Origin of the sequence: Pseudomonas guariconensis (assembly GCF_900102675.1) — a bacterium.
Taxonomy (GTDB): domain Bacteria; phylum Pseudomonadota; class Gammaproteobacteria; order Pseudomonadales; family Pseudomonadaceae; genus Aquipseudomonas; species Aquipseudomonas guariconensis.
Window position 1 is genome coordinate 36,935 of sequence record NZ_FMYX01000006.1, and the last position, 21,871, is coordinate 58,805.

Sequence of the window (21,871 nt, forward strand, 5' to 3'; positions counted from 1 at the left end):
CCATGCACGGCGCGATGATACGTCAGCAGCAACCCGTTACCGGCCGTAGCAAGCCGGTGCCGCGTGGTGCCAGCCGACTGGTGGCCGACGAGCCCGTATCGGCGCGCCTGCCGCGGCCCAGCCTGGGCGGCCTCAAACGCTTGCTGTGGCCGGTGTTGCTGGTCGCTGCAGGCTTCGGGGCCTATGAAGGCGCCGTGCGCCTGATGCCGTATGCCGACCGGCCGATCACCAAGATCGCCGTGCAGGGCGACCTGAGCTACATCAGCCAGCAGGCAGTGCAGCAGCGGATCGCGCCGTACGTGGCCGCAAGCTTCTTCAGTGTCGACCTGACGGCGATGCGCCTGGAGCTCGAACAGATGCCATGGATCGCCCATGCCGAAGTCCGCCGGGTATGGCCGGACGAGGTGGTGATCCGCCTGGAAGAACAGTTGCCGGTGGCGCGCTGGGGCGACGAAGCCTTGCTCAACAACCAAGGCCAGGCCTTCACCCCGCGCGAACTGGCCAACTACGAGCACCTGCCGCAGCTGTTCGGGCCGCAGCGCGCTCAGCAACAAGTCATGCAGCAGTATCAGGTATTGAGCCAGATGCTGCGCCCCCTGGGCTTTTCCATCGCTCGCCTGGAGCTGCGCGAGCGAGGCAGTTGGTTCCTCACCACCGGCGCGGGTAGCGCCGGGCCTGGGATCGAGCTGCTGCTGGGGCGCGACCATCTGGTGGAGAAGATGCGCCGTTTCATTGCCATTTACGACAAGACACTCAAAGAGCAGATCACCAACATCGCCCGCGTTGATCTGCGGTACGCCAACGGGCTTGCCGTTGGCTGGCGGGAACCGATTGCACCGACGACGGCCCAACCCGCCGTTGCGAAGAATTAGAGAGAGGCAGGACCATGGCAAACGCGCATAGCGGCAAAATGATCGTCGGGCTGGACATCGGCACCTCCAAGGTGGTGGCGCTGGTGGGTGAGGTGGCCGCTGACGGCACACTGGAAATCGTGGGCATCGGTACCCATCCCTCCCGCGGCCTGAAGAAAGGCGTGGTGGTGAACATCGAGTCCACCGTGCAGTCGATCCAGCGCGCGGTGGAAGAGGCGCAGCTGATGGCCGGCTGCCGTATTCACTCGGCGTTCGTCGGCGTCGCCGGTAATCACATTCGCAGCCTCAACTCCCACGGCATCGTCGCGATTCGCGATCGCGAAGTCAGCACCGCTGACCTCGAGCGCGTACTGGACGCCGCCCAGGCCGTGGCCATCCCGGCAGACCAGCGGGTGCTGCACACCCTGCCGCAGGACTACGTGATCGACAACCAGGAAGGCGTGCGCGAGCCTCTGGGCATGTCCGGTGTGCGTCTGGAAGCCAAGGTCCACGTGGTCACCTGCGCAGTCAACGCCGCCCAGAACATCGAAAAGTGCGTGCGCCGCTGTGGTCTGGAAATCGACGACATCATCCTCGAACAACTGGCGTCGGCCTATTCGGTGCTGACCGATGACGAGAAGGAACTGGGCGTGTGCCTGGTGGACATCGGTGGTGGTACCACCGACATCGCCATCTTCACCGAGGGTGCCATCCGCCACACCGCGGTGATCCCGATCGCGGGCGACCAGGTGACCAACGATATCGCCATGGCCCTGCGGACCCCGACCCAGTACGCCGAGGAAATCAAGATCCGCTACGCCTGTGCCTTGGCCAAGCTGGCCGGCGCTGGCGAGACCATCAAGGTGCCGAGCGTGGGCGACCGCCCACCGCGCGAGCTGTCGCGCCAGGCCTTGGCCGAGGTGGTGGAGCCCCGTTACGACGAGCTCTTCACCTTGATCCAGGCCGAGCTGCGTCGCAGCGGCTACGAGGATCTGGTGCCGGCCGGCATCGTCCTGACCGGCGGCACCTCCAAGATGGAAGGCGCTGTGGAACTGGCCGAGGAAATCTTCCACATGCCGGTGCGCCTTGGCGTACCGCACAGCGTTCGGGGGCTCAGCGATGTCGTGCGCAACCCGATCTATTCCACCGGCGTGGGCTTGCTCACCTACGGCCTGCAAAAGCAGACCGAGGACCTGCCCCTGACCGGCAACAGCAGCAACAACAGCTATGGCGATGAACCGAAGGCTCCGGTGCTTGAACGATTCAAGCGTTGGGTCCAGGGCAACTTCTAAGTTTCAAAGCAGTAGTGGTAGGCGCAAAAACTAGAGAACAGTTAAGGAGAGGGAAAATGTTCGAGCTCGTAGACAACGTCCCGCAAAGTCCGGTCATCAAAGTGATCGGTGTCGGTGGTGGTGGTGGCAACGCCGTCAACCACATGGTCAAAAGCAACATCGAAGGCGTCGAGTTCATCTGCGCCAACACCGATGCCCAGGCGCTGAAGAACATCGGCGCGCGCACCATCCTGCAGCTGGGTACCGGTGTCACCAAGGGCCTGGGTGCTGGTGCCAATCCGGAAGTCGGCCGTCAGGCCGCGCTGGAAGACCGTGAGCGTATCGCTGAGGTGCTGCAGGGCACCAACATGGTCTTCATCACCACTGGCATGGGCGGCGGTACCGGTACCGGTGCTGCGCCGATCATCGCCGAAGTGGCCAAGGAAATGGGCATCCTCACCGTTGCGGTGGTGACCCGTCCGTTCCCGTTCGAAGGTCGCAAGCGCATGCAGATCGCCGACGAGGGCATCCGCATGCTGGCCGAAAGCGTCGACTCGTTGATCACCATCCCCAACGAGAAGCTGCTGACCATCCTGGGCAAGGATGCAAGCCTGCTGTCGGCCTTCGCCAAGGCCGATGACGTACTGGCTGGCGCCGTGCGTGGTATCTCCGACATCATCAAGCGTCCGGGCATGATCAACGTCGACTTCGCCGACGTGCGCACCGTAATGGGTGAGATGGGCATGGCGATGATGGGTACCGGCTGCGCCAGCGGTCCGAACCGTGCCCGCGAAGCCACCGAGGCGGCGATCCGCAACCCGCTGCTCGAAGACGTCAACCTGCAGGGCGCCCGCGGCATCCTGGTGAACATCACCGCAGGTCCGGACCTATCCCTGGGCGAGTACTCCGACGTCGGTAGCATCATCGAAGCCTTCGCCTCCGACCATGCCATGGTCAAGGTCGGCACCGTGATCGATCCGGATATGCGCGACGAGCTGCACGTGACCGTGGTTGCCACTGGTCTGGGCGCACGTATCGAGAAACCGGTCAAAGTCGTCGACAACACTCTGCAGAGCGCGGCCGCCGCCTACGAGGCGTCCAACCCTGCACCGGTGCGTCAGGAGCAGCCTGCCGTCAATTACCGCGACCTGGAGCGTCCGACCGTGATGCGCAACCAGGCCCACGGAGGTGCCGCAGCAGCGGCTAAACTCAACCCACAGGATGATCTGGACTACCTCGACATCCCGGCGTTCCTGCGTCGCCAGGCCGATTAATGGAATTTATCAGGGGTATAGGGGTGATTGGTGTTCAGCAAAGGCCGGGTCTGTTATCATCCCCAGCCTTTGTTGATACCTGTTCGCAATTTGCGCTGAAGCGGCCAAAGCCATGATTAGACAACGCACCCTGAAGAATACCATCCGTGCCACAGGTGTCGGCCTGCACTCCGGGGAGAAGGTCTACCTGACCCTCAAGCCAGCGCCTGTGGACACCGGCATCGTCTTCCGCCGTGCCGACCTCGACCCCGTCGTCGAGATCCCGGCCCGTGCGGCCAACGTCGGCGAGACAACCATGTCGACGACGCTGGTCAACGGTGACGTAAAGGTCGATACGGTCGAGCACCTGCTCTCCGCCATGGCGGGCCTGGGCATCGATAACGCCTACGTCGAGCTCTCCGCCTCGGAAGTACCGATCATGGATGGCAGCGCGGGCCCCTTCGTATTCCTGATTCAATCCGCCGGCCTGGAAGAACAGGACGCCGCCAAGAAGTTCATCCGCATCCTGCGCGAAGTGACGGTGGAGGAGGGCGACAAACGCGCCACCTTCCTGCCTTTCGACGGGTTCAAGGTGAGCTTTGAGATCGACTTCGATCATCCGGTACTGCGCAACCGGACCCAGAGCGCCAGTGTCGACTTCTCCAGCACGTCGTTCGTGAAGGAAGTCAGCCGCGCCCGTACCTTCGGTTTCATGCGTGACATCGAGTACCTGCGCAAGCACAACCTTGCGTTGGGCGGCAGTGTGGAAAACGCCATCGTGGTCGATGAGGACGGCGTGCTCAACGAAGACGGCCTTCGTTACGAAGACGAATTCGTCAAGCACAAGATCCTCGATGCCATCGGCGATCTCTACCTGCTGGGCAACAGCCTGATCGGCGAGTTCAAGGGCTACAAGTCCGGACACGCGCTGAACAACCAGTTGCTGCGCAAGCTCATCGCTGAGAAGGACGCCTGGGAAGTGGTCACTTTCGAAGATGCCAGCACGGCACCGATCTCCTACATGCGCCCTGTTGCGGCCGTGTAAGTTCGAACACTCTCTAGTTCATTGAGGCCACCTTCGGGTGGCCTTTTTTATGGGGCGTTTTCAGCCCTTTTCCTTGCCTTGGGCATGCGCTGCCAGCCGTTCCAGGGCTGCCCGCAGCTTGGGGTCGGCGATGCCCTCGGCCGAATCGCGGATACTCTCGGCGGCCTTGCAGGACAGCTCCACACCTTGGCCATCCCGTTTGGCCGGCACCAGCGGGGGTTGCACCTTGAACAAGATGCGCTGCAAATTGCCGAATGCCTCCAGTGCCTGAAGCTGGCGTTGCAGGCGCTTCTGCTGATAGCGCAGACGCGTAGCCCAGTGACCGTCCGTCACCACCAGCAGCAAGGTGCCATCTCGCCAGGACGCCACATGGCAATGCTCGCGAGCGGCCGGTTGCAGCTGGCTTTCCAGCAGACGCTGCAAATGGGCCAAGCGCTCGGCCTGGTTGAGCAGCAGGCGCAGTGGCCTGGCCTGACGCAACAGCGCGGCCGGAGGCTGGGCGGGGGAGGGCTTGTAGGCCATGGGGGTACGCAGGTGGTTACAGATTGGCCATCTTAACAGAAGCCATGGCGCTGGACTGACCGCAGGACACTCCCGCTGTGGCGGTTTTATAGCTCAATTGAGAGGGCAGGCTGACCTGCAAGGGCGGCAACCCCATGATCTCTTTGGGAAATGTCCCTGAGACGTTTCATCTTCCAGCACCTTGAACTTGTTCGAAAAGGCCTTATGTTAGGAGGGCCCCCGCCAAAGCGCTGTGCCAGCATCGTGGAAATCCACCACTTTCCTCACCATCGTTTCCGGGTAGAATGCTCGTTCGCATGCGGCCTCAGGGCTGCACGGGCGACTCATGGGGCCGCCCTCCATCCCTACGTGTGGAAGATCCTGCCGATATGTTTGCGCCTTTGTTAAAAAAACTTTTTGGAAGCAAGAACGAGCGTGAAGTCAAACGCATGCTCAAGACGGTGAACATCGTCAATGCCTTCGAAGAGAAGATGGTGGCCCTCTCCGACGAGCAGCTGCGGAGCAAGACCGCAGAGTTCAAGGAGCGCCTGGCCAAAGGCGAGACCCTCGACCAACTGCTGCCGGAAGCCTTCGCCGTGGCCCGCGAGGCCGGCAAGCGTGTCATGGGCATGCGTCACTTCGACGTGCAGCTGATCGGCGGTATGACCCTGCACGAAGGCATGATCGCAGAAATGCGTACCGGTGAAGGCAAGACCTTGGTCGGTACCCTGGCGGTCTATCTCAACGCGCTGTCCGGCAAGGGCGTGCACGTGGTGACCGTCAACGACTACCTCGCCCGCCGCGATGCCAACTGGATGCGCCCGCTGTACGAGTTCCTCGGTCTGTCCGTGGGCATCGTGTCGGCTTTCCAGCCGCCGGAAGAAAAGCGCGCTGCCTACGCCGCGGACATCACCTACGGCACCAACAACGAATTCGGTTTCGATTACCTGCGCGACAACATGGCGTTCAGCCTGGAAGAGAAGTTCCAGCGTGAGCTGAACTTCGCCGTGATCGACGAAGTCGACTCGATCCTCATCGACGAAGCCCGTACGCCGCTGATCATCTCCGGCCAGGCCGAGGACAGCTCCAAGCTGTACATCGAGATCAACCGCCTGATCCCGCGCCTGAAGCAGCACATCGAGGAAGTCGAAGGCCAGGTCACCCAGGAAGGCCACTTCACCATCGACGAAAAGAGCCGTCAGGTGGAGCTCAACGAAGCCGGTCACCAGTTCATCGAGGAGATGCTGACCCAGGCCGGCCTGCTGGCCGAGGGCGAGAGCCTCTACTCGGCGCACAACCTGGGCCTGCTGACCCACGTCTATGCCGGTCTGCGCGCCCACAAACTGTTCCATCGCAACGTCGAGTACATCGTCCAGGACGGCCAGGTCCTGCTGATCGACGAGCACACCGGTCGTACCATGCCGGGCCGCCGTCTCTCCGAAGGCCTGCACCAGGCCATCGAAGCGAAGGAAAACCTGAACATCCAGGCCGAGAGCCAGACCCTGGCTTCGACCACCTTCCAGAACTACTTCCGCCTCTACACCAAGCTGTCCGGTATGACCGGCACCGCTGACACCGAGGCCTTCGAGTTCGCCCAGATCTACAACCTCAACGTGATGGTCATTCCGCCGAACAAGCCGTTGGCGCGCAAGGACTTCAACGACCTGGTGTACCTGACTGCCGACGAGAAGTACGCGGCGATCATCGCCGACATCAAGGAAAGCATGAAGCAGGGACGTCCGGTGCTGGTCGGTACCGCCACCATCGAGACCTCCGAGCACATGTCCAACCTTCTGAAAAAAGAAGGTATCGACCATAAGGTGCTCAACGCCAAGTACCACGAAAAAGAAGCCGAGATCATCGCCCAGGCCGGTGCGCCAGGTGCGCTGACCATCGCCACCAACATGGCCGGCCGTGGTACCGACATTCTGCTGGGCGGCAACTGGGAGGCAGAAGTCGCCGCCCTTGAGAACCCGAGCGCCGAGCAGATCGCCCAGATCAAGGCCGACTGGCAGAAGCGTCATCAGCAGGTGATCGAGGCCGGTGGCCTGCACGTGATCGCGTCCGAGCGTCACGAGTCCCGCCGTATCGACAACCAGCTGCGTGGTCGTGCCGGTCGTCAGGGCGACCCAGGCTCGAGCCGCTTCTACCTGTCTCTTGAAGACAGTCTGATGCGTATCTTTGCCTCCGACCGCGTGAAGAACTTCATGAAGGCGCTGGGCATGCAGTCCGGCGAGGCCATCGAACACCGCATGGTCACCAATGCCATCGAGAAGGCCCAGCGCAAGGTCGAGGGTCGCAACTTCGACATCCGCAAGCAGTTGCTCGAATACGACGATGTGGCCAACGAACAGCGCAAGGTGATCTACCACATGCGCAACAGCTTGCTGGCCGCCGAGAACATCGGTGACACCATCGCCGAGTTCCGCCAGGAAGTGCTCGATGCCACCATCAGCCAGCACATCCCGCCGCAATCGCTGCCTGAGCAGTGGGACGTGGCAGGCCTGGAGGCCGCGCTGGCCAGTGATTTCGCCATCAAGCTGCCGATCCAGCAGTGGCTCGACGAGGACGAGCGCCTCTACGAAGAGACCCTGCGCGAGAAGCTGCTCCACGAAATCACCACTGCCTATAACGAGAAGGAAGACCAGGCTGGCATCGAGGCCCTGCGCACCTTCGAGAAGCAGATCCTGCTGCGCGTGCTGGACGATCTGTGGAAAGACCACCTGTCGACCATGGACCACCTGCGCCACGGTATCCACCTGCGCGGTTATGCGCAGAAGAACCCGAAGCAAGAGTACAAGCGCGAATCCTTCACCCTGTTCCAGGAACTGCTGGAGTCGATCAAGCGCGATACCATCCGCGTGCTTTCCCACGTCCAGGTTCGCCGCGAGGATCCGGCCGAAGAAGAGGCCCGTCTGCGCCGCGAAGCCGAGGAACTGGCTCAGCGCATGCAGTTCCAGCATGCTGCTGCCCCTGGCCTGGAAAGCGAGCAGCAGCTCGCCGAGGAAGGCGCCGAGGTGGCTGTGGCTGCCGCGCCGGTACGCAACGAGCAGAAGCTGGGTCGCAACGAGCCGTGCTGGTGCGGTTCGGGCAAGAAGTTCAAGCACTGCCACGGCCAGATCGAGTGATCGGATAGCCCTGGCGCTGACTGTTGATTAGGGCTGCTTTGCAGCCCACCGCGACACAAGGCCGCTACCACAGGTGCAGCGCGTGACTCCAAAACGCTGCAACCTTGTGATAGCGGCCTTGTGTCGCAAAAGGGCCGCATAGCGGTCCCGCTCTTCCATCCGCGCGTTGGCCGCTATTAAGATCGTGCGGCATCGCCACATCCCCTTTGGTTTCTCTAGGAGCGCTTACATGGCTGTTGGTCTTGGTCCTTTGCCCACCCTGCACCCGGTTCCCGGTTTCGAACTCGGCATCGCCTCGGCGGGTATCAAGCGCCCTGGGCGCAAGGACGTGGTGGTGATGCGTTGCGCCGAAGGGTCCAGCGTCGCCGGTGTGTTTACCCTCAACGCCTTCTGCGCAGCGCCTGTGATCCTGTCCAAGCAGCGCGTGCAGGGCACCGTGCGCTACCTGCTGACCAACACTGGCAACGCCAACGCAGGTACCGGCGCACCGGGCCTGGCCGCTGCCGAGCGCACCTGTGCCAAGCTGGCGGAACTGGCGGGCGTGGAGGCCAGCGCTGTGCTGCCGTTTTCCACTGGCGTGATCGGCGAGCCGCTGCCGGTCGAGAAGATCGAGGGCGCGCTGCAAGCTGCCCTGGATGACCTGTCGGAAAACAACTGGGCCGAGGCCGCCACCGGCATCATGACCACCGACACCCTGCCCAAGGGGGCCAGCCGCCAGTTCCAGCACGACGGCGTGACTGTCACCGTGACCGGCATCAGCAAGGGCGCCGGGATGATCCGTCCGAACATGGCCACCATGCTCGGCTACATCGCCACCGATGCCAAGGTGGCTCCTGCGGTGCTCAAGGACCTTCTGCTCGATGGCGCCAACAAGTCGTTCAACCGCATCACCATCGACGGCGATACCTCGACCAACGACTGCTGCATGTTGATCGCGACCGGCAAGGCCGATCTGCCGGAAGTCACCCAGGCCAGCGGTGCGCTGTTCGAGGCCCTGAAAAAGGCTGTCTTCGAGGTGTGCATGGAAGTTGCCCAGGCCATCGTTCGCGACGGTGAAGGCGCGACCAAGTTCGTTACCGTTCAGGTCAACGGTGGTGGCAATCACCAGGAGTGCCTGGACGTCGGCTACGCCGTAGCCCACTCGCCGCTGATCAAGACCGCGCTGTTCGCCTCCGACCCCAACTGGGGCCGCATCCTCGCCGCCGTCGGCCGTGCCGGCGTGCCCGCGCTGGATGTCAGCCTGATCGACGTGTTCCTCGATGATGTGTGCATCGCCAGCAAGGGCGGCCGCAGCCCGAGCTACACCGAGGATCAGGGCGCCAAGGTGATGGCCCAGGAAGAAATCACCATTCGCATCGAGCTTGGTCGTGGCCAATGCAGCGAAACCATCTGGACGACCGACCTGTCCCACGAATATGTGAAGATCAACGCCGAATACCGCACCTGATGGCCTCTTCGCGGGTAAATCCGCTCCCATGCAGCATATGCAAACGTTGTGGGAGCGGGTTCGCCCGCGAAGCGCTGCACAGCAGTCCCTAGTATTCTGATCCAATGGAGCCGAACCATGAGCTATCACCTGATCATCGGCGACAAGCTGTACTCATCCTGGTCGCTACGCGGTGCCCTGGCCCTTGAGCTGGCTGGCGTGCCGTATGAAGAGACGCTGATCACCCTGAACCAGCCCGATACCCGCAAACGTATCCTCGAATTCTCCGCTACCGGCAAGGTGCCGCTGCTCAAGACCGAGCACGGCGTCATCGCCGACTCCTTGGCCATTGCCGAATACCTTGCCGAACGTCATCCCGAGGCCCAACTGTGGCCGGCGGACATCGCTGCCCGTGCCCAGGCGCGTTCAGCGTGTGCGCAGATGCACAGTGGTTTCATGGCGCTGCGCAGCACGATGCCGTTCGATCTGTCTCGCGATGAAGCGTTGGTGAACATGCCGCTGGACGTGCAAGTCGATATCGACCGAATCGTTGCCCTGTGGTCTGAGTGCCGACTGGCGGCCAAGGAGACTGGGCCGTTCCTGTTCGGCAAGCCGAGCCTGGCCGATGCGTTCTTCGCGCCGGTGGCGGTGCGTCTGCGCACCTACCGCGTCGAAGTTCCGGCCGAAGCGGCCGCTTACATTGAAACCATTTATCAATGGCCGGCCTTCCAGGCCTGGCAGAAGGCAGGTCTGGCGGAGCGAGAAGGGTGAAACGGATTCATGTTGTTGCGGCGGTCATTCGTGGCGCAGACGGGCGCATCCTGATTGCCCGACGCGCCGATACCCAGCACCAGGGCGGCCTGTGGGAGTTCCCTGGCGGCAAGGTGGAAGAGGGTGAGGCCGTCGAGATGGCGCTGGCGCGTGAGTTGCGCGAAGAGCTGGGTATCGAGGTGACGGGCTCGCGACCACTTATCAAGGTCAGCCACGACTACCCGGACAAACAGGTGCTGCTGGATGTCCGTGAGGTGGACGCCTTCACCGGCGAACCCCATGGCGCCGAGGGCCAGCCCCTGGCTTGGGTAGCGCCACGGGACTTGGGGCACTACGAGTTCCCTGAGGCCAACAAGCCGATCGTTGCTGCCGCGCGACTGCCGGACCAGTACTTGATCACCCCCGATGGCCTGGAGGCGCCCGAATTGCTGCGCGGCATCCAGAAGGCCATCGCAGGCGGCATCCGTCTGATCCAGCTGCGTGCGCCGGACATGTACGATCCCAAATACCGTGATGTGGCAGTGGATGCGGTCGGGCTGTGTGCCGGCAAGGCCCAGCTGATGCTCAAGGGACCGCTGGAATGGCTGGGCGACTTCCCGTCGGCGGGTTGGCACCTGACGTCCGCACAACTGCGCAAGTACGCCGCCAATGGGCGACCGTTCCCGAAGACGCGCTGGTTGGCGGCTTCGTGCCACAACGCTGAAGAGCTGGCCTTGGCCGAGCAGATGGGAGTGGATTTCGTCACCTTGTCGCCTGTGCAGGCGACCCAGACTCATCCAGAGGCTACCCCGTTGGGTTGGGAGGAGGCTGGGCGGTTGATCCAGGGGATCAATCATCCGGTGTTCCTGCTGGGAGGGGTTGGCGCCGGGGAGCGTGAGCGTGCCTGGGAAGCTGGTGCCCAGGGCGTGGCAGGTATCCGGGCGTTCTGGCCGCAGTCCTGATCTCGGTCATTGGCCGGTAAACCCGCTCGTACAAGGTCAACACCTTCCCTGTATGAGCGGGTTTAGCTGCGATATCAGGCCTGCGGTTTGGCCGCAGCCTGCCACAGCACCTCTGCGACCCCTTGGCGACGCCCGATGATCCGCGCTGCGACGAACAACAGATCGGACAGCCGGTTGATGTACGCCAAGCCCACCCCATCCAGCGGCTCGATGGCATTCAACTGCTGGCACCGACGCTCTGCGCTGCGCGCCTGGCTTCGACACACGTGGGCCTGGGCCACCAGCGCCGAACCACTGGGCAGGATGAAGTTCTTCAGGGGGCCGAGCTCCTCGTTCCAGCGATCGATGGCCGCTTCCAGCCGCTCTACTTCGACTTGGTCCAAGGCTTGATAGCTGGGCATCGCCAATTCGCCGCCCAGGTCGAACAGCCGGTGCTGACAAGGCGCCAGAATCTCGATCAACTCCTCCAGCCCTTCGCTCTGCAGCCCGGCGAGCAGCACGCCCAGTTGACTGTTGAGGCTGTCCACCTCGCCGATCGCCTCGATCCGCGGATGATCCTTGGGTACCCGGCGACCGTCGCCAAGGCCTGTTTCGCCCTTGTCGCCGGTGCGGGTGTAGATCTTCGACAGCCGATAGCCCATGTCATGCCTCCGAGTTGGCCGACGCCATCGGTGCCGGCTGACCTAGGGGCAGGCGCAGGGTGAAACAGGTGCCCTGGCCGGGTGCGGAGTGAACCTCCATCTGCCCCTTGTGGTTGTTGGTGATGATGAAGTACGAAACCGACAGGCCAAGCCCTGTGCCCTGGCCGATCTCCTTGGTGGTGAAGAATGGTTCGAAGGTGCGTTTGCGCACCGACTCCGGCATCCCGACGCCGTTGTCTTCGACCTGGATTTCCGCCCAAGGCGGGTTGAGCCGGGTACGCAGGACGATACGCCCAGGTTCGGCTGGTTGTGGCCGTTGATGGATGGCCTGGGCTGCATTCTTGAGCAGGTTCAGCAGCACTTGCTCCAGCTCGTTGGCGGTGCAGGGCACCGGCCCCAATGCGGGGTCGAACTGGCGCACGATGTTTTGCCCTTTGAAGTCGAAACCGACCGTCAGGTCGAAGTCGTTGCCCGCGATTTCCACCGCCTGGTCGATCAGGGCCGGCAAGTCGCAGGGCACCAGTTGTCGGTTGCTGCGGCGGCTGAAGCTGAGCATGTGGGTAACGATTTTCGCCGCCCGTGCACCGGCCTGCTGGATGCCGTCGAGCAACTGCGGTACGTCGCGGCTTTCGAGGTAGCGGTTGACGGTCGCCAGGTCGATGTCCAGCTCCGCGGCCTGCTCCTGGTTGCGTGGCAGTTCAGGCGATAGCCGTCGGCGAATGTTCTGTACGTTGTGCAGGATGGCCCCGAGCGGGTTGTTGATCTCATGGGCCATGCCGGCGGCCAGCCCCCCCACCGACAGCATTTTTTCCGATTGCACCATCATCTCTTCGAGCGACAGACGCTGGGTGATGTCGTCGATTCGAATCACCACCCCCCGGCCTCCGCCGCCGGTCAAGGGGTAGAAGGTCAGGGCATAGTGGCGCAGGTCCTCGCCCTTGGGCCAGGTGACCCGTTCGATTTTCGCCACCCGGTGTTTCTCGACGCTTTCCTTGAGCTGCGGGAGGAACGGCTTGAGCGGTTCGAAGGCAATGAAGATCGGCTGGTTCAACGCCTCATCCAGGGGCGTGCCCGAGAGCACGGTCGCTTCGTGGTTCCATTGGGTCACGTAGAGCTGCTCGTCCAGGGCGATCAGGGCCGAGGGCATGGAGTCGATGATGCTGTTGAGGTAGTTCTGGAAGCCTGTGAGTTTTTTCTCGATCTTGCTGCGCACCTGGACTTCCAGCTCCAGCTTGCGGTTGGTATGGCGGGTTTCCTCGGCCAACCCCTGGGCTTGGTCATAGGCCATCTGGAACTCGTCACGCGTGCGCTTGAGCTGCTGCTCGCGCGCCTCGATGCGCGAGAGCATGGTATTGAACGCCTCGGCCAGGCTGCCGATCTCGTCGTCGTTGCCACGCTGGGCGCGCAAGGCGTAGCTCTCCTCGCGGGTGACCTGACGGCTAAGCTCCTCCAGCTGGTTGATCGGTTGGGTGATGAGGCGCTTGATTTGCCGGGCAATGACCATCCACAGCAGGATGCTGAACACCAGGATCGCCAGGCTGGCGGTCAGAGTGCCGGTGTAGAAGGCCACGGGCAATTCGCTGCTGGCCACCAGCAGCAGGTGCGCTGGCGGGCCGCCGTCGCGAGGCAGGCGGATCAGCTGGGTGCTGCGAAACTCCATCAGGCGCCAGCCATCGATGTTGCGAAAGCGTTTGGGCAGCGCCAGCGGCTCGCCGTGTTGCAGTTGGGCCAGCATGCGTCCGTCACTGCCGTACAAGGCCGCCGCACGCAACGGGGTGTAGCTGTCGAGCTCCTTGAGCAGTGCCGTGGCCGTTTGCGGTGAGTCGCCGGCGCGGGCCGACAGCTGAGGGTTGGACACCAGCCGGCCGATGGTCTGCAGGGCTTGGGGCGCCATGCTTTCCTGGGTGATCCAGTAGGCGGCGCTGATGAACGTGAGGTTGGCCACCAGCAGGATGGTGACCAGCAGTACCAGCAGGGCCGCCAGCAGTTTCTGCCCGACCGGGAGATTTTCCAGGCGTTGGCGCAAGGTCATGGGCGAGGGTGCGTCCTCTGTGCGGTTGAAGGGCCAGCGTCAGTCGCTGGGCAGGCCACGGGCCTTCAAGTTATCGACCAGGCGCTGGTGCAACTGTTCCAGGTGCGGCAGCTCCAGGCCATGGCGGGCAGCGGCCCGGCAGGCGTGGCCAAGCAGGTAGTGCACTTCGGTGCGACGGCCATGGCGAACATCCTGGTACATGGAAGAGTAGTTGGCCGCGGTGGCCAGAATCACCCGTTGCACCTGTTCATCCAGGCCCTCGGCGGCTTCTGGCTGGCCGCAACGACGCAGCAGATCGGCCAGTTCGACGCACAGGGTGGAGACTTGCTCCAGGTGTGCCAGCAGACCACCGTTGTGGCAGTCGTGAAGTACAGTCAGCGGGTTGATTGCGCAATTGAGCGCCAGTTTGCGCCACAGGCGGGTGAGGATATCCACCGTCCATTCGGCGGGGATGGCGGCATCGTGCAGATCGTCGAACCATTGCGGCACGGACGGGTTCACGGGATCGCCCAGCCAGTTGAAGCCTTGCCCGGCAAAGCGTACGCGCCAGTCGTCCTCGCGGAAGGCGCCTTCGGTACTGGAGGCGAAGATGCACCGGGCGTGAGGCACCTGATCGGCCACTTCATCCTGGCTGCCCAGGCCGTTTTGCAGCAGCACCAATTCGGCGCCCGCGGCCAGGCGAGGCGCCAGACGGGCGATGGCAGGCGCGGCGTCATACGCCTTGCAGGCCACCAGTAGGCGGTGGATAGGCGCGTGGGCCTGGTCGGTTTCGGCGGGAATCGCGTAGTGGCTGGTCAGGTCCTGCTCCAGCAAGGTCAGGCCGCCGGCGGCCTGGTACGCGGCCAGGCGCTGCTCGTCACGCAGGATCAGGCGGACCGCCTTGCCCGCGCGGGCCAGGCGACAGGCCCAGAGGCTGCCGAGGCTACCGGCGCCGAGAATATGCCAGGTGCTGCTCATCTGCGTTTCGCAACCCGTTATAATGAGCCCGCATTTTAACCGTCAAACCTGGCGCGCTCCATCCGACCGAGCGCGCTTTTATTTTTGGAGAACAACCATGCCTTCGTTCGACGTGGTATCGGAACTGGACAAGCACGAAGTCACCAACGCCGTGGACAACGCGGTGAAGGAACTGGACCGTCGCTACGACCTCAAGGGCAAGGGCAGCTTCGAGTTCAAGGACAAGGAGCAGACCGTGCTTCTGACCGCCGAGGCGGAATTCCAGCTCGAGGCGATGATCGAGATCCTTCGCCTGGCACTGGTCAAGCGCAAGATCGACGTCAAGTGCCTGGAAGTCAAGGACGCCTACCCTTCGGGTAAGGAAATGAAGCAGGAAGCCAAGTTCCGCGAGGGCATCGACAAGGATCTGGCCAAGAAGATCGTTGCCACCATCAAGGACGGCAAGCTGAAGGTCCAGGCCGCCATCCAGGGCGAGCAGGTGCGCGTCACCGGGAAAAAGCGTGACGACCTGCAGGAAGCCATCGCCCTGCTGCGCACCAAGGAGTTCGACATGCCGCTGCAGTTCAACAACTTCCGCGACTGATCAGGTATCGCAGGAACCTTGATGGCGTATTGATGTCCATGAGGCCCTGAGGCCGCGGAATTTCCGCGGCCTGTTTTTTCGTGTATGTGTCATCCGGCATCAGGAGATGAATATGGATTTGAACGCTGAAGTCGATCAGCTGGTCCGCCAATCGCAGACCTGGATCCCTTTGATCATGGAATACGGCAGCCGTGTGGCGCTCGCGCTGGTGACCCTGGCCATTGGTTGGTGGGTCACCAACAAGCTCAGCGCTCGCTTGGGCAAGCTGGTTGGGATGCGCAACCCTGATCCGGCGCTGCAAAGCTTCATCAGTACCATCGCCAATATCGTGCTGAAGATTCTGCTGGCGATCAGTGTGGCTTCGATGATCGGCATCGAGACCACCTCGTTCGTGGCGGCCATCGGTGGTTCTGCCCTGGCCATCGGCCTGGCCCTGCAGGGTAGTCTGGCGAACTTCGCGGGCGGCGTGCTGATCTTGCTGTTCCGCCCGTTCCGTATCGGCGACTGGATCGAAGCCCAGGGCGTGAGCGGCACCGTCGACAGTATCCAGATCTTCCACACCGTGCTGCGCACCGGTGACAACAAGACCGTGATCATGCCCAACGGCAGCTTGTCCAACGGTATCGTCACCAACTTCAACCGCCAGCCCACCCGCAAGGTCGTGTTCGATGTGGGCGTCGATTATGACGCCGACCTGCAGAAAGCCCGCAATGTCCTGCTGGACCTGGCCAAGGATCCACGGGTCCTGCAGGATCCCGCCCCGCAGGCGGTGATCTCCACCTTGGGCGACAGTGCGATCACCGTGTCCCTGCGTGTGTGGGTCAAGACCGCCGATTACTGGGACGTGATGTTCATGCTCAACGAGCATGCTCGCGATCGCCTCAAGGCCGAAGGTATCGACATTCCCTTCCCGCAGCGGGTCATCCGCGTGGTGCAGGAGCCGGCTGTGCAGTAAGCTGCACCGCACGACGTACTGTCGCGGGGCAAGCCCGCTCCTACCGATGCAGCGCAAGTGGTCAGCGCGCATACGATCGGTGGAGTGGGGCTTGCCCCGCGATGCGTTTTCTCTCCATTACACTTGTTCACAGCCTGATCCTGTCATTTCTGGCATATAGGCTGATCCCTCCTGTTTCCAGCTGTTTTTCATCATGAAGCCATTGCTGCATATCACGCCCCTGCGAGCCTTGCTGTTCGCACTTACCCTGGCCCTGTTCGAATTGCTGACGTATCTCGCCAGCGATGCGGTCATGCCCGCCATGCCCGTGGTGGTCGACGACCTCAAGGCCAGCCCCGAGTACATTCCCCACGCCCTGAACCTGTACCTGCTCGGCGGTGTACTGTTGCAATGGCTGATCGGTCCGCTGGCCGATCGCTACGGTCGTCGCCCGCTGTTGCTGGCTGGTTGCGCGTTCTTTGGCGTGGCTTGCCTGGCCACGTACTGGGTACACGACATTGGCCTGTTCAATCTGCTGCGCTTGTTGCAGGGCGTAGGTCTGGGCTTCGTCGTCACGGTCAGCTACCCGGCGCTGAACGAGGCCTTCAGCGAAGCCGATGCGGTACGCATGATGGCCTTGTTGGCCAACATCGCCCTGCTATCGCCGCTATTGGGCCCATTGGTGGGCACCTTGCTGTTGCAATGGCTGGACTGGCGCTGGTTGTTCCTGGCGTTCGCCGCTGGCGCGGTGCTGACCTGGCTGCTGCTGTACCGGTTGATGCCGGAGACTCTGGGCGTAGAGCGGCGCGATGGCTCGCGGTTGCCCTTCACGCCGATTCACCTGTTGCCGCTGCTGGCGGGTTATGGCCAGTTGCTGGCCAACCGCCGCTTCGTCGCGGGCAGCGCGGCGCTGGGTTTGGTGGGCTTGCCACTGATCGGTTGGATCGGCCTGTCGCCTGTGCTGTTGATCAGTGACGAGGGCCTGAGCACGATGGAGTATGCGCTGTGGCAATTGCCAGTGTTTGGCGGGCTGATTCTGGGCAACTTGATCATCAACCGCATCGCCGACCGCTATCCGTTGCCCAGCCTGGTACGCGGTGCGCTGTGGCCCTACCTGGCGGGGCTGTGCCTGATGGTCGTGGCCACCTGGACCTGGCCGACGGTGACCAGCCTGGTCGCGGGGATGTCCCTGTATGCCTTGGGCCTGGGGGTGGCCAATGCGGTCCTGTACCGCATGACCCTGTTCTCCAGCGAGCAGAGCAAGGGGCTGGTATCGGCCATGCTGGGCATGATCACCATTGCCCTGTTGGGGCTCGGTGGCGCGTTGCTGGCGATGTTGGGGGCGGGGGCGAGCCTGCTGCACTTCGCGTTGGCGGCAGGTATTGCCGGGGCGCTAGCGCTGTGGCCGTTGTGGTACGTGGTGGGTGGGCGCGAAGGAGCCGTGGCCTAGGCGCTGTACGAAATATTTCCGTACTCACTCACTGGAAAGCAAACCCTGGGTTTGGGGGGCCGCAAGGCGGCCCCTGTTCCTCAAGGGCGCTCGGCCGCGGAGTCTTCCACCGGCGCCTGTTTGCCTCGACCGGCTTCCTGATGCCAGTGCAAGGCGATCAGGATCAGGGTCGGCACGCCGAGCAGGGCGGTGATCAGGAAGAAGTCATGGTAGCCGAACTTCTCTACCAGCACGCCCGAATAGCCACCGATCAAACGTGGCAGCAAGAGCATGATCGAGCTCAGCAGGGCGTACTGGGTCGCCGAGAACTTCAGGTTGGTCAGGCTCGACAGATAGGCGACGAAGGCCGAGGTGGCAAGGCCCGAGCTGAAGTTGTCCAGCGAGATGGTGACCACCAGCATCTCCAGGTTCGGACCCATATCGGCCAGCATCAGGAACAGGATGTTGGTCGCCGCCGATGCCGCACCGCCGATGAACAGGATCGGCAGGATGCCGAAGCGTACGATCAACAGGCCACCGATACCCGCGCCGACCAAGGTCATGATCAAGCCGAAGATTTTGCTGACGCTGGCGATCTGGTCCTTGGTAAAGCCTTGGTCGATGTAGAACACGTTGGCCATCACACCCATCACGGTATCCGACATGCGATAGGTGGCGATCAGGCCCAGCAGCAGCAGCGCCTGCCAGCGATAGCGCAGGATGAAGTCGTTGACCGGTGTCAGCACAGGCGCCAGGCCCCGCCGGCCCAGGGACGACAGGCAGGCCCAGGTCAGCAGCACATAGAGAATCAGGCGCAGGAAGGCACGGTCCTCGATCAGCAGGTCCAGAACCGTCGCGTCGCCGGAAATCACGCTCGACCATCCGGTATTGAACATCTGGGTGAAACTCGCCGGTACCGATACCAGCAGGATGATCAGCACGAACACCGACGCCAGCTGGTGTACCAGACCATAGCGCGCCGCCGACAGCTGGGTGCGCATGGGCACCGGCGGTTCGCGCATCACCAGCGTGGTGAACACAGCTGGCAGCATCAGCACGCCGAACAGTACGTATGTGCCGGTCCAGGCCTGATGCAGGTAGCTAAAGCCGGTGGAACCGAACCATTCGGCGAAGAACAGGGCGCCGGCGGTGGCGAGCAGGGCGGCGACCCGGTAACCGGCCATGTAACTGGCGGCGAGGGCGGCCTGGCGCTGGTCATCGGCGATTTCCAGGCGGTAGGCGTCGACGGCGATGTCTTGTGTGGCCGAGGCAAACGCCACCAGCACGGCCAGGGCAATCAGCCAGGAAAGGTGCTTTTGCGGGTCGCACAGCCCCATGCCGACCAGGCCGATCATCACCAGCATCTGTGAAAGCAGCAGCCAAGAGCGGCGACGGCCCAGAGCGCCGAGCACTGGCAGGCGCCATTGGTCGAGCAACGGTGACCAGACCCACTTGAAGGCGTAGGCCAGGCCAATCAGGCTGGCATAGCCGATGGTTTCGCGGGCAACGCCGGCTTCCCGGAGCCAGACCGACAATGTCGAAAACACCAGCATGTAGGGCAGGCCGGCGGCGAAGCCGAGCAACAAAAGCACCAAGGTCGACGGGCTGGCATAGGCAGCGAGCGCAGCGCGCCAGGTTTTACGGGGCATGGGCCAACATCTGCCTCAAGTTTGCGAAAACAAAACGCGCACTCTAACCGCTGTGCTCCATTGGACGCCAGCCGTGACGCGACATATCCACGCGATTGTTCCTGACTGTCACGCCTTCTGCACGCAATCGTGCGCGCTGTTCGTCTCCTGACGGGGTGCCCAATGCCAGGCTCAGGCGACCGCCGGCTCCGAGCACCCGATGCCAGGGCAAGCGGGTGTCTGCAGGCAGTTGTCCGAGAGTGCGACCCACCCAACGCGCCGCGCGGCCGAGCCCTGCGAGCTCGGCCAGCTCACCGTAGCTGACCACCTTGCCGGGTGGAATCTCGCCGAGCACCGAGTACAGCGCCATTCGTCGGGCCTGGGCCTCGTCGGTGGAGGCGTGTGATGAACCGGACATCAAAGGCCCCCTGGCCTGCAGATGAAAGCGGACCAACGGTCGGGATAAATGAGAGTGGAACTCAACGGCATGGTCTGGGTCTGTCCTTGCTCTGGTCGTGGCGATCTGGATAATGCCCGGCTTTTTTCGTCAAATCGAACCTGTAGTCAGCTTATGTATTCTAGAACCCTGCTTTTCATTCTCGCTGTCTTGTCCTGCGTGCCGGCGTTTGCCGACACGGTATGGATGAAAAACGGCGACAGGCTCAGTGGCACGATCAAGGTCTTCGATGGTGGCAAGCTGTTGTTGCAAACCACTTACGGCGGTGCCATCGCCTTGGACTGGAAGCAAGTGCAGACCCTGGAAAGCGACCAGGAACTGCTGGTCAAGCAGGACGCCTATAGCGGTGAAAAGGCCAAGTCGCTCAAGGCCGCCGAGCCCGGCAAGGTCACCCTGGCCAATGGCGATGTCCCCAAGACCGTGGACCTTGCCAGCATCGAGCAGATCATGAAGCCTCAGCCGCTGGTCGAAGACTTCCTGTGGAAAGGCAATGTGGACCTTGCCATGGACTACAAGCGCGCCGAGAACGATACCGACGACTACGACATCAGCTTCAAGACCACCGCCCGCCATGGCCGCTGGCGGCACAACGCCGAAGGCGAGTACAACCGCGAGACCAAGGACGACGTCACCACCACCAATAACTGGAGCGCCGAATACGCACTGGACCGCTTCATCACCGACAAGTGGTTCTGGCAGGGGCGTATGGAATACAAGCGTGACCATGTCGAGGACCTGGCTCGCCAGCGCACCGTGGGTACTGGCCCGGGCTACCAGTTCTGGGACGACGAGTTGGGGGCTTTCTCCCTTGGCTCGCTGATCAACCGCACGGATTTCGAATACCGCGATGGCGGCAAGGACAATTTCTATTCCGCTGCCGTGAAGTGGGACTACAACCGCTATCTGATCGGCAAGAGTGTCGAGCTGTTCACCCGCGGCGAGGTGGGTAAACCGCTGGGCGGTGTGGCGAACTATGCGCTGGATGCCGAGGCAGGCCTGCGCTACAAAGTCACCGAATGGGCCTCGCTCAACCTCAAGGCAGAGAGAGACATCATCAGCGGCACGCGTGACAGCGACCTGGACAAAACCCGCTACACCGCAGGCTTTGGCGTGACCTGGTAAGCGCCTGGGCTGCCACGCAGCCCTTCGCGAACAGAGCGCCAGGGAGCAAGGCAGTGCGCCCTGGCGCGTGGGGAATCTATGGCACCCGACAGGGATAATGCTTATCTTGTCAGCCAACAGTCCGCCACCAGGAGCGCCTTTCGTGAGTGACAACGCCCTGCGCCCCGCCCGAGAACTCCTGCTCAAGGAATACCGCGGCGTGCTTTCGACCCATTCCAAATCCATGCCCGGCTATCCGTTCGGCTCCGTGGTGCCGTACTGCCTTGACGCCGAGGGGCACCCGCTGATCCTCATCAGCCGCATCGCCCAGCACACGCATAACCTGCAGAAAGATGCCAAGTGCTCTCTGCTGGTGGGCGAGCGCGATGCCGAGGATGTCCAGGCGGTAGGGCGCCTGACGGTGATGGCCGAGGCGCACAAGCTCACCGACGAGGCCGCCATCGAAGCGGCGGCCGAGCGTTATTACCGTTACTTTCCCGAAGCGGCCAACTACCACAAGGCCCATGATTTCGATTTCTGGGTCCTGCAGCCAGTGCGCCACCGCTACATCGGTGGTTTCGGCGCAATCCATTGGCTCGACCAGGTCACCTTGGCCAACCCCTTCGCCGGCAAGGTCGAGGCGAGCATGATCGAGCACATGAACAGTGATCACGCCAATGCCATTGCGCATTACGTAGCGCTGACCGACCTGCCGCGCACCGCACCTGCCGAGCTGGTCGGCATCGACAGCGAGGGCATGCACCTTCGCATCGGCCAGGGTATCCACTGGTTGGCTTTCCCCCAGGTTTGCAATACGCCGATACAGGTTCGCGAAGCCTTGGTCTTGCTGGCCCGCGCCGACCAATGGCCGGTTACGGCGAAAGTCGAGGGTTGAAATGCCGAGTCCACGCATCCATCTGGT

The 21,871-nt window shown here is 62.7% G+C and carries 19 protein-coding genes; 13 read left to right on the plus strand and 6 right to left on the minus strand.

The window, feature by feature from the left end; all coding sequences use genetic code 11:
- Nucleotides 1-2: 2 nt before the first annotated feature.
- The 4 genes from BLS27_RS11775 (at nucleotide 3) to lpxC (ending at nucleotide 4,420) form a co-directional block, all read left to right on the plus strand.
- A complete protein-coding gene (locus BLS27_RS11775; RefSeq protein WP_043207518.1) occupies nucleotides 3-872 on the plus strand; it encodes a cell division protein FtsQ/DivIB in 870 nt (289 codons plus the stop codon).
- A gap of 14 nt (nucleotides 873-886) precedes the next feature.
- Entirely contained in the window at nucleotides 887-2,143 is a 1,257-nt protein-coding gene (gene ftsA, locus BLS27_RS11780; protein ID WP_043207521.1) for a cell division protein FtsA, read from the plus strand.
- Between the two features lie 56 nt (nucleotides 2,144-2,199).
- Nucleotides 2,200-3,396: a cell division protein FtsZ gene (gene ftsZ / locus BLS27_RS11785; RefSeq protein ID WP_043207523.1), complete on the plus strand. Its 1,197-nt coding sequence runs from the start codon at nucleotides 2,200-2,202 to the stop codon at nucleotides 3,394-3,396.
- 112 nt (nucleotides 3,397-3,508) lie between these two features.
- Nucleotides 3,509-4,420 (plus strand): UDP-3-O-acyl-N-acetylglucosamine deacetylase, encoded by a 912-nt coding sequence (gene lpxC / locus BLS27_RS11790; RefSeq protein WP_070092350.1) that lies wholly within the window; start codon nucleotides 3,509-3,511, stop codon nucleotides 4,418-4,420.
- Between the two features lie 60 nt (nucleotides 4,421-4,480).
- On the opposite strand, the gene BLS27_RS11795 is transcribed toward lpxC, so the two are convergent.
- Nucleotides 4,481-4,942, minus strand: a complete 462-nt coding sequence (locus tag BLS27_RS11795) for a DUF721 domain-containing protein (RefSeq protein WP_043207527.1) — start codon at nucleotides 4,940-4,942, stop codon at nucleotides 4,481-4,483.
- Nucleotides 4,943-5,310: 368 nt separating this feature from the next.
- Here BLS27_RS11795 and secA point away from each other — a divergent pair, with 368 nt between their 5' ends.
- The 4 genes from secA (at nucleotide 5,311) to BLS27_RS11815 (ending at nucleotide 11,187) form a co-directional block, all read left to right on the plus strand.
- On the plus strand, nucleotides 5,311-8,049 hold the full coding sequence (secA, locus tag BLS27_RS11800) for a preprotein translocase subunit SecA (RefSeq protein ID WP_043207530.1): 2,739 nt from the start codon (nucleotides 5,311-5,313) through the stop codon (nucleotides 8,047-8,049).
- A gap of 229 nt (nucleotides 8,050-8,278) precedes the next feature.
- On the plus strand, nucleotides 8,279-9,496 hold the full coding sequence (argJ, locus tag BLS27_RS11805) for a bifunctional glutamate N-acetyltransferase/amino-acid acetyltransferase ArgJ (protein WP_043207533.1): 1,218 nt from the start codon (nucleotides 8,279-8,281) through the stop codon (nucleotides 9,494-9,496).
- Nucleotides 9,497-9,613: 117 nt separating this feature from the next.
- Entirely contained in the window at nucleotides 9,614-10,246 is a 633-nt protein-coding gene (locus BLS27_RS11810) for a glutathione S-transferase family protein (protein ID WP_090344899.1), read from the plus strand.
- Entirely contained in the window at nucleotides 10,243-11,187 is a 945-nt protein-coding gene (locus BLS27_RS11815; RefSeq protein WP_090344901.1) for a Nudix family hydrolase, read from the plus strand. Before BLS27_RS11810 ends, BLS27_RS11815 begins: the two co-directional genes overlap by 4 nt.
- A 74-nt stretch (nucleotides 11,188-11,261) precedes the next feature.
- On the opposite strand, the gene BLS27_RS11820 is transcribed toward BLS27_RS11815, so the two are convergent.
- Genes BLS27_RS11820 through BLS27_RS11830 form a run of 3 tightly spaced genes read right to left on the minus strand, consistent with a single transcriptional unit; the run spans nucleotide 11,262 to nucleotide 14,817 of the window.
- Nucleotides 11,262-11,828, minus strand: coding sequence for a cob(I)yrinic acid a,c-diamide adenosyltransferase (locus tag BLS27_RS11820; protein ID WP_043207538.1), 567 nt, complete (start codon nucleotides 11,826-11,828; stop codon nucleotides 11,262-11,264).
- Nucleotide 11,829: 1 nt separating this feature from the next.
- Nucleotides 11,830-13,860: a sensor histidine kinase gene (locus BLS27_RS11825; RefSeq protein ID WP_043207541.1), complete on the minus strand. Its 2,031-nt coding sequence runs from the start codon at nucleotides 13,858-13,860 to the stop codon at nucleotides 11,830-11,832.
- A 39-nt stretch (nucleotides 13,861-13,899) separates the two neighbouring features.
- Complete coding sequence (locus tag BLS27_RS11830) at nucleotides 13,900-14,817, minus strand: putative 2-dehydropantoate 2-reductase (RefSeq protein WP_090344903.1); 918 nt, start codon at nucleotides 14,815-14,817, stop codon at nucleotides 13,900-13,902.
- Between the two features lie 97 nt (nucleotides 14,818-14,914).
- Here BLS27_RS11830 and BLS27_RS11835 point away from each other — a divergent pair, with 97 nt between their 5' ends.
- The 3 genes from BLS27_RS11835 (at nucleotide 14,915) to BLS27_RS11845 (ending at nucleotide 17,784) form a co-directional block, all read left to right on the plus strand.
- A complete protein-coding gene (locus tag BLS27_RS11835) occupies nucleotides 14,915-15,400 on the plus strand; it encodes a YajQ family cyclic di-GMP-binding protein (protein WP_043213519.1) in 486 nt (161 codons plus the stop codon).
- A 112-nt stretch (nucleotides 15,401-15,512) separates the two neighbouring features.
- Complete coding sequence (locus BLS27_RS11840) at nucleotides 15,513-16,355, plus strand: mechanosensitive ion channel family protein (RefSeq protein WP_043213521.1); 843 nt, start codon at nucleotides 15,513-15,515, stop codon at nucleotides 16,353-16,355.
- Nucleotides 16,356-16,548: 193 nt separating this feature from the next.
- Nucleotides 16,549-17,784 (plus strand): MFS transporter, encoded by a 1,236-nt coding sequence (locus BLS27_RS11845; protein ID WP_090344905.1) that lies wholly within the window; start codon nucleotides 16,549-16,551, stop codon nucleotides 17,782-17,784.
- An 80-nt stretch (nucleotides 17,785-17,864) separates the two neighbouring features.
- Here BLS27_RS11845 and BLS27_RS11850 read toward each other — a convergent pair whose 3' ends face one another.
- Together BLS27_RS11850 and BLS27_RS11855 are read right to left on the minus strand one after the other, a co-directional pair.
- Nucleotides 17,865-19,412, minus strand: a complete 1,548-nt coding sequence (locus tag BLS27_RS11850; protein ID WP_043213525.1) for an AmpG family muropeptide MFS transporter — start codon at nucleotides 19,410-19,412, stop codon at nucleotides 17,865-17,867.
- A gap of 43 nt (nucleotides 19,413-19,455) precedes the next feature.
- Nucleotides 19,456-19,809, minus strand: a complete 354-nt coding sequence (locus BLS27_RS11855) for an MGMT family protein (RefSeq protein WP_070576155.1) — start codon at nucleotides 19,807-19,809, stop codon at nucleotides 19,456-19,458.
- Between the two features lie 153 nt (nucleotides 19,810-19,962).
- Between BLS27_RS11855 and BLS27_RS11860 the strand changes: the two genes are divergently transcribed.
- Together BLS27_RS11860 and BLS27_RS11865 are read left to right on the plus strand one after the other, a co-directional pair.
- Nucleotides 19,963-20,970, plus strand: coding sequence for a DUF481 domain-containing protein (locus BLS27_RS11860; protein ID WP_090344907.1), 1,008 nt, complete (start codon nucleotides 19,963-19,965; stop codon nucleotides 20,968-20,970).
- A 142-nt stretch (nucleotides 20,971-21,112) separates the two neighbouring features.
- Entirely contained in the window at nucleotides 21,113-21,844 is a 732-nt protein-coding gene (locus tag BLS27_RS11865) for a HugZ family pyridoxamine 5'-phosphate oxidase (RefSeq protein WP_090344909.1), read from the plus strand.
- Nucleotides 21,845-21,871: the final 27 nt, after the last annotated feature.